The organism is Nocardia shimofusensis NBRC 100134 (assembly GCF_001613125.1).
In the GTDB taxonomy this organism is placed as follows: domain Bacteria; phylum Actinomycetota; class Actinomycetes; order Mycobacteriales; family Mycobacteriaceae; genus Nocardia; species Nocardia shimofusensis.
The window spans coordinates 184,118-196,291 of sequence record NZ_BDBT01000011.1; the positions used below are offsets into that span (position 1 = coordinate 184,118).

Consider the following 12,174-nt stretch of genomic DNA (forward strand, 5'->3'; position numbering starts at 1 on the left):
GGTGTGTGCTCATGGATCCGGTCCGGGTTCGATCACAGCGTTCGCGCCCGGCATTTCATCGAGTCCGTGACCGTGGTGATGGTCGGCGTCCTTGCCGAGGATGTGTGCGTGGATCGCTGCGTCGACAGCGCGTTCGATGTCGCGGTTGTGTTGCGGCGGTCCGCCGGCGGTCAGGTTCGTGTGGGCTTGGTCGAGCCAGTGCTGGGGGTTGGGTAGCGGCGGGTTCGTACTCCGACCGGGTCCTGTTGTCGCGGTGATGGATCGACGGTAGGTGTCGGCGAGGCCGCCACCGGTGTAGGCGTGCCAGAGGGTGTGGATGTCGTCGAGACTCATCTCCCGGTAGAGGCCGATCCGCTGTGTGAGGTCGGCGGCTGCGGCGGCGGTGATCCGGGTGCGCTGGTCATCGCTGAGATTGATGAGGTCGGCGGTGATGATGCTGCGTTGCCAGATGGCGCCCATGTTGCGGCGGAACTGGACCGCGTCGGCGGTGGTGGGGTCGATGGGGTGGCGGTGGTGGTTGAGCAGGTGGTCTCGCAGGACGCTGACCGCGGCCATGTCGACGAGTAGATGGGTGTCGGCCGCGACTCGGTTGCGGCTGCTGCGTCTGGTGTCCGTGCGGGCCGGTGGCAGGATCTGGTCGGTCGTCCAGGGTTGGTGGGCGGCTCCGAGTCGTCGTGCGACGTCGATCCACACCGCCGGTATCCTGCGGCTGCGCAGGTTGATTTCCAGCAGTGCGCGGTCGCGGTCGGCTGCGTCGACCTGTCGAACCAGGTCCAGCCGGTCGGCGATGGTCACTGCGGTCTCGAGTGCCCGGTGCAGCTTGGCGCTTTCGGCGGTGAGCTTGTGTACTCGGCGCAGTCCTTCGGCGTGGTCGGCGGGTATGTCGCGAACGCGTTGTGGCGGCGGGACCGGGCTCACCAGCTGGCTCCGTCGCTACTCGAGAACACCGGCACCGCTTCGGCGTGGTCGGGACAGTTCATCCATGGCTGGTCGACGCCCTGCGAGGCACTGAAAACCATCTCGGTGGACCCACTGCCTGGTGGGGTGATCGCGGCCTCGACCGCAGAGCTGATGGAAGACCCGGCAGAGACGAATTGAGCGTGTATGTTGCTCAGTTCAGTGTGGATGGCGGCGCGTAAGTCCCTGGTGGGCGGGATCGCGGCGGCAGCGTCGACCGGGATGCCGGCGTCAGAGGCCAGGGCGGTGGCTTGACCGGCGTAGGCGCGGGTGTCGGTGGCGGCGGCGGCGTGCCAGCGGTGGATGATCTGTTCGGCGGGGACGGCGTCGAGTTTCGCGGCGGCGTAGCGTGCCCAGTCCGACACATCGCCCCACAACTCGACCGACAGGTCGGTGGTGAGGCCGAGGAGGTTGGCGACCCCTGCGGTGCGCATCCGTACCGCTTCGAGGCCGGTGCGCAAGCCTGCCGACGCGGTGTCGCCGGTGGGGTGTTCGAGTCGGTGATAGGCGGCGTCGAGCGCTTCCCATTCCTGGATGCGGGCGACATCGGTGGTGAGGTCGGTCAGGATTTGGTCCCAATCAGTTGCGCCGGGGTTCGGCAGTGGCGACTTCGGGGTCCAGGTGGTGCCGCGTTCGCCGAGGGTTTGCACGTGGTCGATCCATGCTTGTGGGACTCCGCCGGCGGTCGCGGCGGTGGCCAGATCCGCGCGGGCGATGGCGTGGTGGTGGTAGGTGACCAGCCAGGCGTGTGGTGCGGGTTCGGCATAATCTGTTGTTTCGCTGAGCATTTCGGTGATGGCTACGGTGTGGTTGTGCAGGGCCTTCAGGACGCGGGCTTGGGCATCTGTCGGGTTAATTCTCGGTTCGGTCATCGTGTTCGTCCCTGGTCCGTGTCGGCGAATGCGCGGAAGTCGGGGCCGAAGCCGGCGCGTTCGATCGGGGTTCGGGCGCCGGGGGCGCCGAACCAGTTGCGGGGGATGCGGGCGCTCGTCAGACCGGGCAGGTGCAGGTGGTCGGTCGGTGAGCAGCGGTGCAGGGGTCCGTGGGCGGCGTCGAGTACCACGCGCATGGTCGGGTCGATCTGGCGGACGAAGAAGTTCGACATCGCGGTGCGGTCCTTGGAGATCACCGCGGCTTCGAAGGCGGCGTGCAGCAGGGCGAAGCGGACAGCTACGCCGTGGTGGTCGAACCAGCGTGAGCACCAGGTGTAGGTGCCCTCCCGCTGCTGGGCGGCGATCCTGGCTGCGGTCACCGGAAGTAGCCACTGCTGCACCCACAGTGCGTAATGGCTAAATCTCGGTGGCGGCGGTCTCTTTACGGTGCCGCCGTCCTCGGACGTGTCGACGGGGCCGGTGTCCTCGGCGGGTTCGCTGTCCTCCCCGCTTGTGCCGGTTCGGCTGAACCATTCGTCGGAGACCGGTTCGAAGGGCAGTGATGGGGTGGGCACATGTTCGGTTGGGGTGCAGCGGTGCAGGGGTCCTTTCGCCGCGTCGAGGATGGTGCGCAGGTGGGCATCGATGTGGCCGGTGACGAAGCTGCTGGCGGCGCTGCCTCGGGAGGCTTCGAAGGCGGAATGCAGGTGGGCGATGCGTACCGCGACCGGTCGATGGGCCCACCAGTGCGCGCACCAGGTGTAGGTGCCGTCGCGTTGGCCGTGTGAGAGACGGACGCTGATCAGCGGCAGCAGCCACTTTTCGGCGAAGGCCGAGAAGTGCGGGTAGGCGGGTTTCGGTGGCTGCTTGCTGTTTCGTGTGCCGCCGGTGCTCACGGCGGGCGGGATTGCGCCGGTCACTGGGCACTGTCCTCGGTCGCTGGCTCGCCATCGCCGGGGATCACGGTGAGCACGGTCTGTGCGTTGCCGGTGGTGAATCGTTGCAGGGATCGGCGGATGATCGGCGCGTATTCGGTGTCCTGCCACCAGGTTTTCGCGACGACGACGGGGCCGTGTCCGGGCAGGCGCACCAGCGCGCGGTCTTTGGGTAGTGCGGCGAGTTGGGCGATGTCGAGGATGGGTTCGGCTCGCCAGGAAAGGGTTCGGTTGGTGCCGCCCGTGCCGCGGCTGCGGGAGCGGTCGGCTACATCGTGCTGGCCGGCCATGTGTGACCAGTGCTGGAGGTAGTCCACTGCGGCGATGCCGCCGCCGTAGACTTCGATCGACTGGGCGCGCATGGTCTTCAAACCGTTTGCGCCCCAGAGGTCTTCGCCCTGTTCGAGGACTTGCAGGATGGTGATGAGGATGATGCCGCAGCCGCCGGCGTAGGTGTAGTAGCTGGGGAGTTCGGCGATGCGGGCGCAGTTGGCGGCCTCGTCGAGGACAGCGAGCAGGGGCACTGCGAGTCGTCCGTCGGGGCGTGCTCTGGCTGTGGTCAGGGCTGCTTCGATGATCTGGCCGACCAGCGCTGAGGTGAGTGGTGTCGCGCTGTCGGGGCCGGCCATGCTCAGCGCGTAGACGGTGTCGGTGGAGGTGACGTATTCCAGGGGTTTGAATTCGGGCAGGTCGTGGGTGGGCGGGAGTTCGGTTTCCTCGATCACGACGGTCGCCTCGCCGCTGTGTTTGTCTGTTTGTTCGCGAACCCGCAGGCGGGTGCGTGCCGGTGGTGTGATCATGCGCGCGTAGTCGGCGTCGGCGAGCACGTTGAGATACCTGCGGGCCATGTCGTACAAGCCGTCGCGTTGGCGGGCGTAGAGGGCCTGGGACTCGCGGATCCTGTCCGCGGGTCGATGCTGCCCGTGGTTGTCCAGGATCAGCGCGGGTGTCTGGTCCTGGTCACGGCCGAGCCATTCGGCCACATGCAGCAGGTCACCGCCGGACCGGGCGGCGGCCAGGATGTAGAGCGCCAGCAGTTCTTGGGCTCCGCCGTCGAAATACGAGTCGACCTTCGCGTTCGCCGCTTGCGCCGCCGACCCCGATGCCGCCGAGACAAAGAATCCTGCCAGTTTGCGTGCTGCGGGCAGGTTGGTGACCTGGGTCAGCAGGTTCACCCAGAAGCCGCAGGTCGGTGTTCCGGTGACACCTTGCAGGTCCGACAACCACACGCGACCGAGTTGTTCACGCCCGGCCAGGGTGTGCCTGTAGAGGTCGGGTTTGTTGCTGGTGGCCAGGCAGGGACCCCACGCCGCCAGTACGGCCGGGATCGCCCAGGCCATGGTTTTGCCGGTGCGGGTACCCGCGGCGATCGTCACGCCGAGTTCGGCGGGGACGAACAATTCGACACCGCCGATGACGGTCGAACCCAATGGTGGTCCCTTCTTCGCCCGGACTTCTGCGGGCGCGTCTGCCAGCAATCGCCGATTGGCAGTCGTGTTGTCGACGGCGCGGGCGACGCGGATCTGATTGGGGCGTTGCATGGTTCGCGCCGCGGCATCGATTTCACTCGGTGGGCCCAGCTGGCGCCGGACGGCGATGAGTATCCCGGCCTCGACGGCATAGAGCAGCACTGCGGCGGCGGTGGCCTGCCAGGGCCACGCGAGAGTGCCGAGTGCGACGCCGGCCAGCGCGGCGGCCGGGTGCTCGGTGATCGGCAGTCCGGCCCACCAGCTGCCCACGGCCAGTGCTGCCCATGCGGTGAGCAGTACCGCGAGCACTGCGATGAACAGAAGCAGCAGTGCGGTTTCCTCGCCGAGTCCGCCTTTGGTGCGGCGGCGGGTCTCGCGGTTCGAGATCATCGGTGAGCTCCTCGATTCTTCGTGGATCTCGATGGCGCGGCAGCGGTTTTCACAGCATCACCCCCGCATCGTGGGACATTTCGGTGTCGGGTTCGTAGGCCGCTGCGGGATCGCGGACGGTCCCGTCGTCGGGTTCCTCACCGATCGCGGCGGCCACCGCCGCGTCGATCCGGGCCACCGTGTCGAGTTCGGCTCGCTCAGGTCCGGGCTCTGGTCCCGATGGGGTGGTGCTGTGGTAATAGGTGCCGTCGCGTCCGGCCAGGTAGGCGGTGTGGATCTGCTCGGGGCTGGCGCCTGCTCGCTCGGCGGCGCTGCGCGCGAGCCTGGTTTGTGCCAGCAGGCCGTCCAATCGGTCGATCAGGTGTTGGTCGTGGCCGGGGTGTCCGGTGAAGCGTTCGCTGGTGTGGGCGTGTTCGGCGGTGAGGTCTTGGACCTGTCGCAGCGCGCTGTGGCGGGCCACGGCGCGTTCGTCGGCGCCGGTGTCGAGGTCGCCGTCGCGTTCTTCGGCCTCGAGCAGTTCGTCGGTGGCGGCGATGATCGCGTCGATTTCCGCGAGTGAGCTGATCTCGGGGCCGCGTCCGCCGAGGGCGCGGTCGAGCAGGTTCGCCGGGTCCGCCGCGATGCCCAGTGCTCTGTCCTGCGGGCGTGAGCGGGCGCCGTCCTGGGTTGAGCCGGTGATGCCGGGTTCGATTCGTCCGGTGATGACCGCGGCTTGGCTCAGGGTCCGCCATGTCTGGTCGTCGACCGGGAGGTCACCGGCGGCTTTGGCGCGAGCGAGCTGGAAGTACTGGGCGCGGGCGGTTTCGGGGCGTGTCTGCCAGACTGCTGTGGCGGCGTCCAGTTGCGACCACAGGGTGCGTTGCTCCATCGGTCCCGACCGGCTCCACCGGGTGTTCAAGTCCTCGGCGCGAGCGGTCAATTCCGCGACCTGATCGGGTGTTTCACCGTACGGTGCGATTTCGCGGAGGTAGTGATAGCGGGTGAAGTCCGCGCGCAGCTTGGCTTCGCGGGGACTGGCGGCGTCGTGGTAGTAGCCGGGGTCGGTGGGGGTGCCGGTGCGGGCTTGCAGCCAGTTCATCAGCGTCTCCCGGCCTGGTCACGGCGAGGGGATGCTGGGCTGGTGGATGATCGTGGGACGGACATCGGGAAGTCCTCCGATTCGAAGCGGAAGGTGTCGGTGTCCCTGGCGTGGCGGGTTCGATGTCGCGGTCAGTACCCGTGACCGGAGATCGACGACAAAGCGTTGCGGCAGCGTCGATTCGACGTCTCCGGATCAGGGATCGTTGCCGTAGTCGGTGTGGTATCCCGGTTCGGGTTCGCTGCCCTGATCGATACCGCCGCCGGTGTCCTCGGCGCCGATGGGATCTGCGGGTAGGGAGTCGATCGCGGCGGATATGGCGCCCAGAGCGGTGGTGCCGGTGTCGGTGCCGGCGAGTGCGGTGTCGAGGAATTCCGATCGCCGGGATGCCTCGGCAGCGTTGATCATCTGCTGGGGTGTCGGGGGTCGAGCCGATATGCCGGCAGTGGAGTCGCCGGCGGGGTCGGGGGGAATGTAGGGCGGGCTGGCGAGTTCGCGTGTCGGGCGGGCGTGGGTCTTCCATTCCTGGATCAGGGTCAGTTCGTCGTATCCGTCCAGGTGGATGGCGTGTTGGCGGCGTACTGGTTCCGCGCCGCTTCCCCATAGTTCTTCGGCTTCGACGGGGGTGATGTGGGCGGCAGTGGCCAGGGCGGTGACGCGCTGGTGGTAGAGGTCCATGTTGGCGGCGAATCTGGCTTCGGTCAGTGGGTCGGTGCCGAAGCTGTAGCGGCCGGTGGCGATGCGTTCACTGCGCGCGGCGGCGATGGCGGCCATGCGTTCCAGCCGCCACAGATCGACTACCAGCATGTCGACGTAGAATCCGGTCGCGGCGTCGTCTCGGGCCGGTGAGGACAGCTCGCGGGTGGCTGCGTCGACTCTCGGGCGGGTGCGCTGTCGGCCGAGTGCGGCGGCGTCGGCGATCAGCTCCGGATCGACACCGGCGCTGAGCGCGGTCTGCTCCAGCCGTTCGCGTTCACCGTCGAGGGCTTCCAGATGCTGCTGCCATGCGGCTTCGGGGCCGCCGTCGTCGACGGCGTCGAAGCCGGTCCAGCCCGCATCGAGGATGCGGGCGTGTTCGGCTGCCAGATGTCCGATCGTGAGCAGGGTCCGCGCCTGCCACTGCTCAACTGTTTCAGGCGGGTCGTTCGGTGTGCTCATAAAGGTCTCCGTCGGTTCAGAGTTCGACTTCGGGCTCGGTCGTGGCGTCGATGTCGAAAGATGACTCGGTCGGTTCGCCGCCTGCGCTCGGTGCTGCCCTCGACGGCGGGAGCAGGGCGGCGTCGAGGGCGTGGTCGATCCCCGGCGCGGCGAGCTCGGTCGCGCCGATGTCGTCCAGTGCGGCGCGTGCGCGCTCGAACAACACTGTCGGTGTCGGAGGCCGGTGACGGTCCGGGGTGGAGAAGGCTTCGGCCTCGCCGGCGAGATTCTCGCTGGTGCGGTTGACATCCCATTCGACGCCGGGCCAGGCATGGGCGCGCCAGAGCTGTTCGAGGTCAGCGTCGTCGTAGCCGGCGACGCTGACCTCGACCAGCCGCCGCCACCCCGCTGCGTCGCGTCCCCACAACTCGCTGCGCTCGGCCACCGATAGGTGCGCGACCGCAGCGGTGAGATCGGTGCGCTGCCACAGCGCATCCATATTGCGTAGGTACTGCTCATGAGCGGCCCTGTCGGCCCGATCCCCGCCACCGCGGCGTTCGCGGTCGACACCGATGGCGGCCATGTGCTCGAGGCTCCACACGTCCTCGGCGATCTGGGCGATCATCTGCGCACGGACCGGATCTTCGCCATAGCGGGTTGTCGGCGGGTTACGTACGCTCTCACCCCACCGGCGTCCCTGCGTTCCGTTGTCGATCGCGGCGGTGATCATCGCCTCGGGGACGCCGGACGCGGCGGCACGCACGATCAGTTCGTGCTGTTCGGCCTGGAGGTCGAGCAGGTGCGCGCGCCAGGTCGCGATCGCGGTATCGCCACGTCCGGTCGCCGGGTCGTAGTCCGGGTATCCGCGGTACAGCACGCGCGCGTGGTCGAAGGACCGCTGCTGTATGCGTGCGAGTAGTACAGCTTTCCAGCCGGCCAACTCCCCTGTGTCGTCGCCGGGACTGGCTGTGGTCATCGGTCGACTCCTCGGCTCGGGTCGGATTCGGGGCCTGCGATGGAGTGCTCGGGCACCGGTGGGCCGCTCCGTCCTGGTTCCGAACCTCCACGGCTGGTCGCGGCATCGACGGCTGTCTGGATCTCGGCTGCCGCCCGTGGCAGCGATCGCGACGTTGCCGGTGCGTGCTCGGTGGCGGCGAGTGCGTCGATGGCCTGGGCGACCATGCGGTCCGGGGATGTCGGCATCGCCGCGGCGGAGTCCTCGGCGGTGATTCCGGCGGCTTGCAGCACGACGACCGGAATCGTGGCGGCGCTGAAATCGGTGGCCACGATCCGGTTCCATCGCTGTGCCAGCGACTTCGGATCCGTGTTCGCGAACTGGGTGGCGACCGCAGTGGACCAGTGCCGGTCTCCGCGGCGCCACACCTGATGCTGTTCCTCGTTGCTCAGGCCCAAGGCGTGGGAGATCGCGCCCAACCGCTGCCAGGTCATGCCCATGACGCGGCGGAATCGAGCGACCACGTCGGCGTCGAGTCCGCCGCGGCCGATGTAGATCGCTCCGATGCCGGCCATGTCCTGCAATCCGCGGACCTCTCGCCCGAGCATGGAGATCAGGTGTTCACGCTCGACATGGCCGGAGCCCAGCAGCGACTGCCCCGCTTCCCAGCGCATTCCGCGCTGTCCGGCCGCCCGCGCGTAATCGATCCAGGGCTTGGGCACTCCGATGCCGAGCGCGACCTGCTCTAGCTGGGTCAGCGACCGCTGCCCGATCTCGAGCTGCTCGGCCGCATCCGCCGACGTCCCGGCCTCGGCGAGTCGGGCGCGGTGGCGCTCGTTGTCCAGCGCCAGATTCTGAATTCCTTTGAGCATGTGCGCTTGCAACGCGGTCGCAGTGGCCATCACAGGACCTCGCAGCGACCCGACCTGCGTGCACACCAGCCGAGGGGCCTGCTCATGACTCCGGCTCCCATACCGGCTCGGAGAAGACATCGGCACCGATCGGATCGCGTTCGATCGAATCCTCCGCCGCCGTGCTGCCAGTGCCACCGTCTCCGACCGCAACGTCCAGCGCGTCGGCGACGGCTTCGAAGGGGGACAGGTCGGGGTCGGAGTCGAGAACCCCGGTTCCGGCCAGGTGGGTGAGGTGGGTCTCGGCGGTCAGTTCTTCGGCCAGCCCCCGCACCGCCTCCAACGACGCCAACCGGTACTCCGGTTCAGCGACCTCTCCCCACTCCTCGCCGACCCCGGTGTCCGCGGCGGCATCGAGGTCACCATCGAGATCGCTGTCCAGGGTGTCGGCGTCGATCACGTCCACACCGTCCGGCGTCCCTTCGACATCGCTGATGTCGTCGACGACGACTGCGTCGATGACATCGGTGGCGGTGCGGCCGGTGTCTTCGGTGAACCGTTGCTCGTAGGCATCGGCGTCACGGGCGTGGTCCTCGGACAGGTCGCGTTCGGCCTCGGCTGCCGCGAACGCCGCTGCTGACGCCGCGGCCTCACCGGACTGTCCCTCGCCGGACAAGGTCTCGGTGAAGCCGGCCGCGCGCCGCCGGATATCGATCAGCAGCTTCTTGTATTCGACGTCGAGGGAATGCAGTTCGTCGGCGCGGGTCTCGCGTCCGGTATAGGCGCCGAGTTTGGCGTCGTGGACTTTCCGGTTGTGCCGGAACTGCTGTCGCCCCAGTCGATTGCGTCGCGCCAGATCCCGATCCGCGCGTCCCATCCTCGCGTCGGTCTCCCGTTGAGCGAGCTGCTGCGCTTGCTCGTTGATGGTGATCCGGCCGCGGATCTCATCGACGCGGGCATCGTTGACCCGCACCTTGGAGTCGGTTTCGAAAATTGTCGCGTTGACCCGCACGTTGTGCTCCCGCAGCGAACGCGCTTCCCGGTTGTCGGCGTGTTCGAGACGCTGGTCATGTTCGGCGCGGGACCGGCTCTCGCCCCCGCGCCCACGCATGAGCGCAGCCGTGGTGTGCGCGGTCTGCAACGCTTGGACGAATCCCTGTCGAACCTGCTGGCTGCTCTCCTCGACCGGGTCCCCGCTCATTGCGGCACCTGCAATCCGGCCAGACGCCATGCGTGCCGGTCACCGGCTCGGGTCACGGTGGCGTAGACCGGGAAGCTGATCACGCCTTCAGCGGGCAGATCGAATTCGATGCCGAGCACACGAGCGAGTCGAGTAGGGGTATCAGGTGGATGGTCATCGGCGGTCAGCCGCACCTCCGGGTGAATTTCCGCGCGTTTCTCACGCAACTGCTGCCACCGGGCGGTGATGATCGGCACCCACACCGGCACCGTAGTGCTGGCCTGCGCGGCGAAATGGTCGTCGAGCAACGGGGAGGCTGATCGTACCGCCTCTGCTGGGTCACGTTGCCGGAGCGGCCGGTAGGTGAACAGCGCCCGGACCGCGGCCAAAAGGACGTCCTCACCCGCGCAGGGATCAACCTGATCGAACGGCGCAACAAAAGCGCTTGCACGGCAGAGGCTTTGATCCGTCATCGGCGCGTCGGCTGTGTTCACAGCGCAAGCGGCCGTCGAGAGTGTGACCAATGCGCTGACCGTCGCCGGCAGGCGGGCGATCATGACCGGTCCGCAGCGGAGTCGATGAGGACCGCCGGGTCACTGCCGTGCCATTCGACAGTCGCAGCACCCTTGGCGCGGGCGGCGGGGTTGTGCAGCGGGTCGGTCACCAATTCCAACAGCAGGTTGAACGCGAGGGCGCGCTGGTGCAGCCCGAGCAGATCGACCCCGTGGCTGCGGTCCATGGTCAATCGCAGGGTGGCTGCCTCTGCTCCCCACTCGGCGCGGGCTCGGCCCGCTACCCAGATCGCCTGCCCGGCAGCGGACTTCGCCGCTCGAGTGGGATGTACTGGACAGGCGTGGGGGTGGCGGTCCCGCCAGATGAGTTCCCCTCCGGCGCGGGCCACCGTGAAACGGGTGCGGGTGCCCGCGCACCACAGCGCCAAGCGCGGTCCGCGCGCCGCCTGCGCGACGAACACGGGCTCGACGCGCTTCTGTGCCTGATTCAGTTCCCGAATCGCGTCGATGTCCACACCGGCGACGCGCCGCAAGGCGTGCACGAACCTGCTGAATGCGCGCTGGTCGCACAGCCCGTGGGTGGTGGCGAACCGCTCGAGATCCAGCACGCGGGTGATGCGACGCAAGTGCGCGGTGTGGGCGGCGACCAGGGCCGTGATCTCGGGCTGTGTGACGGCCCCGTCGGGGGTGTTCCCCCGGTTCTCGCTGTCGGTCATAGTGTGTCCTCCGATACCTCGGGTAGGAGTTCTCGTTGCGGGTGAGCGGCTGGGGTGAGGAGCTGCCCGGCGGGCGGGCCCGGGTCGGCGCCAGCGGCGTAGCGACGTACGTCCATGCGTTCGCCCTCCCACGCGCTCAGCGGGGTGAGCGTGACGGTCTGGCCGGATTGCGGGGCATGCAGCAGCAGGTCACGGCCCTGCTCGTCGCGGCCGTAGTAGATTCCGACGTGGTGGGAGTCCGCACTGCCCGCCGTGGTGAAGAAGATCAGGTCTCCGGGCTGACGTTGTGCCGGTGGTACGACCTGTGCGGTGGAGTGGTCCTGTTGGGCTTGGGTGTAGTGCGGCAGCCGGATTCGGCCGCCGGAGGCGTGATGGACCGCATAGAGGGTCAGCCCGGAGCAGTCGAAACCGCCCGAGGTCGGGCCGGAGGTGTCTCCGCCGCCCCACACATACGGGGTGCCGATCCAGCGTGCGGCATGCTCGATCACCGCCCGCCCGAACCCCGACGCCTCGGCCGGGGTCAACGGAGTCCCCGAGACCGAACCACACCCGGGACCGGCAACACCGGTGGATGTCTGTGCTGCCGGACCGGGATCGATGTCGGCGAACAGCGCATACAGGTGGCGGGCCAAGGGCAACTGACCGGCGTAGGCGTTGGGGGCGCTGCGTTCGATGGCTTGCGCGAGATCGGCCGGCGCCATCCGTTCGGCCGCGGAGCCGAGTTCATCGGCGTGGTCGTAGAACCAGTTGATCTGATAGACCGGGTCCATGAGGGCGGCGATGCCGACCGATCCCCAGATGCTGGCACGCAGTTGATGGGGGCCGACCGAGTCGTGGTCGTGGCCGAGCCCGTCGTTGGCGTAGCTCAGCGACTCGGGCACCGACGGGTTGGCGAGGTTGCGGAACGAGGATTCGGTGGCCTGGGCGGCCAGTTCGGCCACGATGACCGACTCCGGCATCCGCCGCTGCTTGCCGATCGCCACCCCATCACGCGCCAACCGCAGCTGGGCCTCCGACATCCCGGCCACTGTTTGCCCGGTAGGCCCGTCCACCACAGCCCCGGCGGGCACCGGCGTGGCACACGAGGACCGTTCGTCGACCCCGACAGCCACCAGCAACAGC

Annotated in this window: 12 protein-coding genes; all 12 read right to left on the reverse strand. The window is 68.2% G+C overall.

Annotation, left to right across the window (positions count from 1 at the left end):
* Positions 1-9 precede the first annotated feature (9 nt).
* Positions 10-918: a hypothetical protein gene (locus NS3_RS14940; protein WP_067859889.1), complete on the reverse strand. Its 909-nt coding sequence runs from the start codon at positions 916-918 to the stop codon at positions 10-12.
* A complete protein-coding gene (locus NS3_RS14945) occupies positions 915-1,829 on the reverse strand; it encodes a hypothetical protein (RefSeq protein WP_157101352.1) in 915 nt (304 codons plus the stop codon). The genes NS3_RS14940 and NS3_RS14945 overlap by 4 nt, the downstream gene beginning before the upstream one ends.
* Positions 1,826-2,749 (reverse strand): DUF4913 domain-containing protein, encoded by a 924-nt coding sequence (locus tag NS3_RS14950; protein WP_067859895.1) that lies wholly within the window; start codon positions 2,747-2,749, stop codon positions 1,826-1,828. The genes NS3_RS14945 and NS3_RS14950 overlap by 4 nt, the downstream gene beginning before the upstream one ends.
* A complete protein-coding gene (locus tag NS3_RS14955; protein ID WP_067859898.1) occupies positions 2,746-4,623 on the reverse strand; it encodes a type IV secretory system conjugative DNA transfer family protein in 1,878 nt (625 codons plus the stop codon). The genes NS3_RS14950 and NS3_RS14955 overlap by 4 nt, the downstream gene beginning before the upstream one ends.
* A 49-nt stretch (positions 4,624-4,672) precedes the next feature.
* Positions 4,673-5,701 (reverse strand): hypothetical protein, encoded by a 1,029-nt coding sequence (locus NS3_RS14960; protein ID WP_067859901.1) that lies wholly within the window; start codon positions 5,699-5,701, stop codon positions 4,673-4,675.
* A gap of 195 nt (positions 5,702-5,896) precedes the next feature.
* A complete protein-coding gene (locus NS3_RS14965; protein ID WP_067859904.1) occupies positions 5,897-6,859 on the reverse strand; it encodes a hypothetical protein in 963 nt (320 codons plus the stop codon).
* 16 nt (positions 6,860-6,875) lie between these two features.
* Complete coding sequence (locus NS3_RS14970) at positions 6,876-7,814, reverse strand: hypothetical protein (RefSeq protein WP_067859907.1); 939 nt, start codon at positions 7,812-7,814, stop codon at positions 6,876-6,878.
* A complete protein-coding gene (locus tag NS3_RS14975; protein WP_067859911.1) occupies positions 7,811-8,695 on the reverse strand; it encodes a hypothetical protein in 885 nt (294 codons plus the stop codon). The genes NS3_RS14970 and NS3_RS14975 overlap by 4 nt, the downstream gene beginning before the upstream one ends.
* A gap of 52 nt (positions 8,696-8,747) precedes the next feature.
* A complete protein-coding gene (locus tag NS3_RS14980; protein WP_067859914.1) occupies positions 8,748-9,845 on the reverse strand; it encodes a hypothetical protein in 1,098 nt (365 codons plus the stop codon).
* On the reverse strand, positions 9,842-10,381 hold the full coding sequence (locus tag NS3_RS14985) for a hypothetical protein (protein WP_157101353.1): 540 nt from the start codon (positions 10,379-10,381) through the stop codon (positions 9,842-9,844). Before NS3_RS14985 ends, NS3_RS14980 begins: the two co-directional genes overlap by 4 nt.
* On the reverse strand, positions 10,378-11,052 hold the full coding sequence (locus NS3_RS14990; protein ID WP_067859920.1) for a hypothetical protein: 675 nt from the start codon (positions 11,050-11,052) through the stop codon (positions 10,378-10,380). The genes NS3_RS14985 and NS3_RS14990 overlap by 4 nt, the downstream gene beginning before the upstream one ends.
* Positions 11,049-12,071 carry a C40 family peptidase gene (locus NS3_RS14995; RefSeq protein WP_084495553.1) on the reverse strand — a complete coding sequence of 341 codons (1,023 nt, stop codon included), beginning with the start codon at positions 12,069-12,071 and terminating at the stop codon, positions 11,049-11,051. The genes NS3_RS14990 and NS3_RS14995 overlap by 4 nt, the downstream gene beginning before the upstream one ends.
* Positions 12,072-12,174 lie beyond the last annotated feature (103 nt).

What these genes read in the sequence shown, in the direction of transcription:
- NS3_RS14945 (WP_157101352.1), bottom strand. Translation starts at nt 1,829, where the DNA reads ATGACCGAACCGAGAATTAACCCGACAGATGCCCAAGCCCGCGTCCTG.
- NS3_RS14955 (WP_067859898.1), bottom strand. Translation starts at nt 4,623, where the DNA reads ATGATCTCGAACCGCGAGACCCGCCGCCGCACCAAAGGCGGACTCGGC.
- NS3_RS14960 (WP_067859901.1), bottom strand. Translation starts at nt 5,701, where the DNA reads ATGAACTGGCTGCAAGCCCGCACCGGCACCCCCACCGACCCCGGCTAC.
- NS3_RS14965 (WP_067859904.1), bottom strand. Translation starts at nt 6,859, where the DNA reads ATGAGCACACCGAACGACCCGCCTGAAACAGTTGAGCAGTGGCAGGCG.
- NS3_RS14970 (WP_067859907.1), bottom strand. Translation starts at nt 7,814, where the DNA reads ATGACCACAGCCAGTCCCGGCGACGACACAGGGGAGTTGGCCGGCTGG.
- NS3_RS14975 (WP_067859911.1), bottom strand. Translation starts at nt 8,695, where the DNA reads ATGGCCACTGCGACCGCGTTGCAAGCGCACATGCTCAAAGGAATTCAG.
- NS3_RS14980 (WP_067859914.1), bottom strand. Translation starts at nt 9,845, where the DNA reads ATGAGCGGGGACCCGGTCGAGGAGAGCAGCCAGCAGGTTCGACAGGGA.
- NS3_RS14985 (WP_157101353.1), bottom strand. Translation starts at nt 10,381, where the DNA reads ATGATCGCCCGCCTGCCGGCGACGGTCAGCGCATTGGTCACACTCTCG.
- NS3_RS14990 (WP_067859920.1), bottom strand. Translation starts at nt 11,052, where the DNA reads ATGACCGACAGCGAGAACCGGGGGAACACCCCCGACGGGGCCGTCACA.
- NS3_RS14995 (WP_084495553.1), bottom strand. Translation starts at nt 12,071, where the DNA reads ATGTCGGAGGCCCAGCTGCGGTTGGCGCGTGATGGGGTGGCGATCGGC.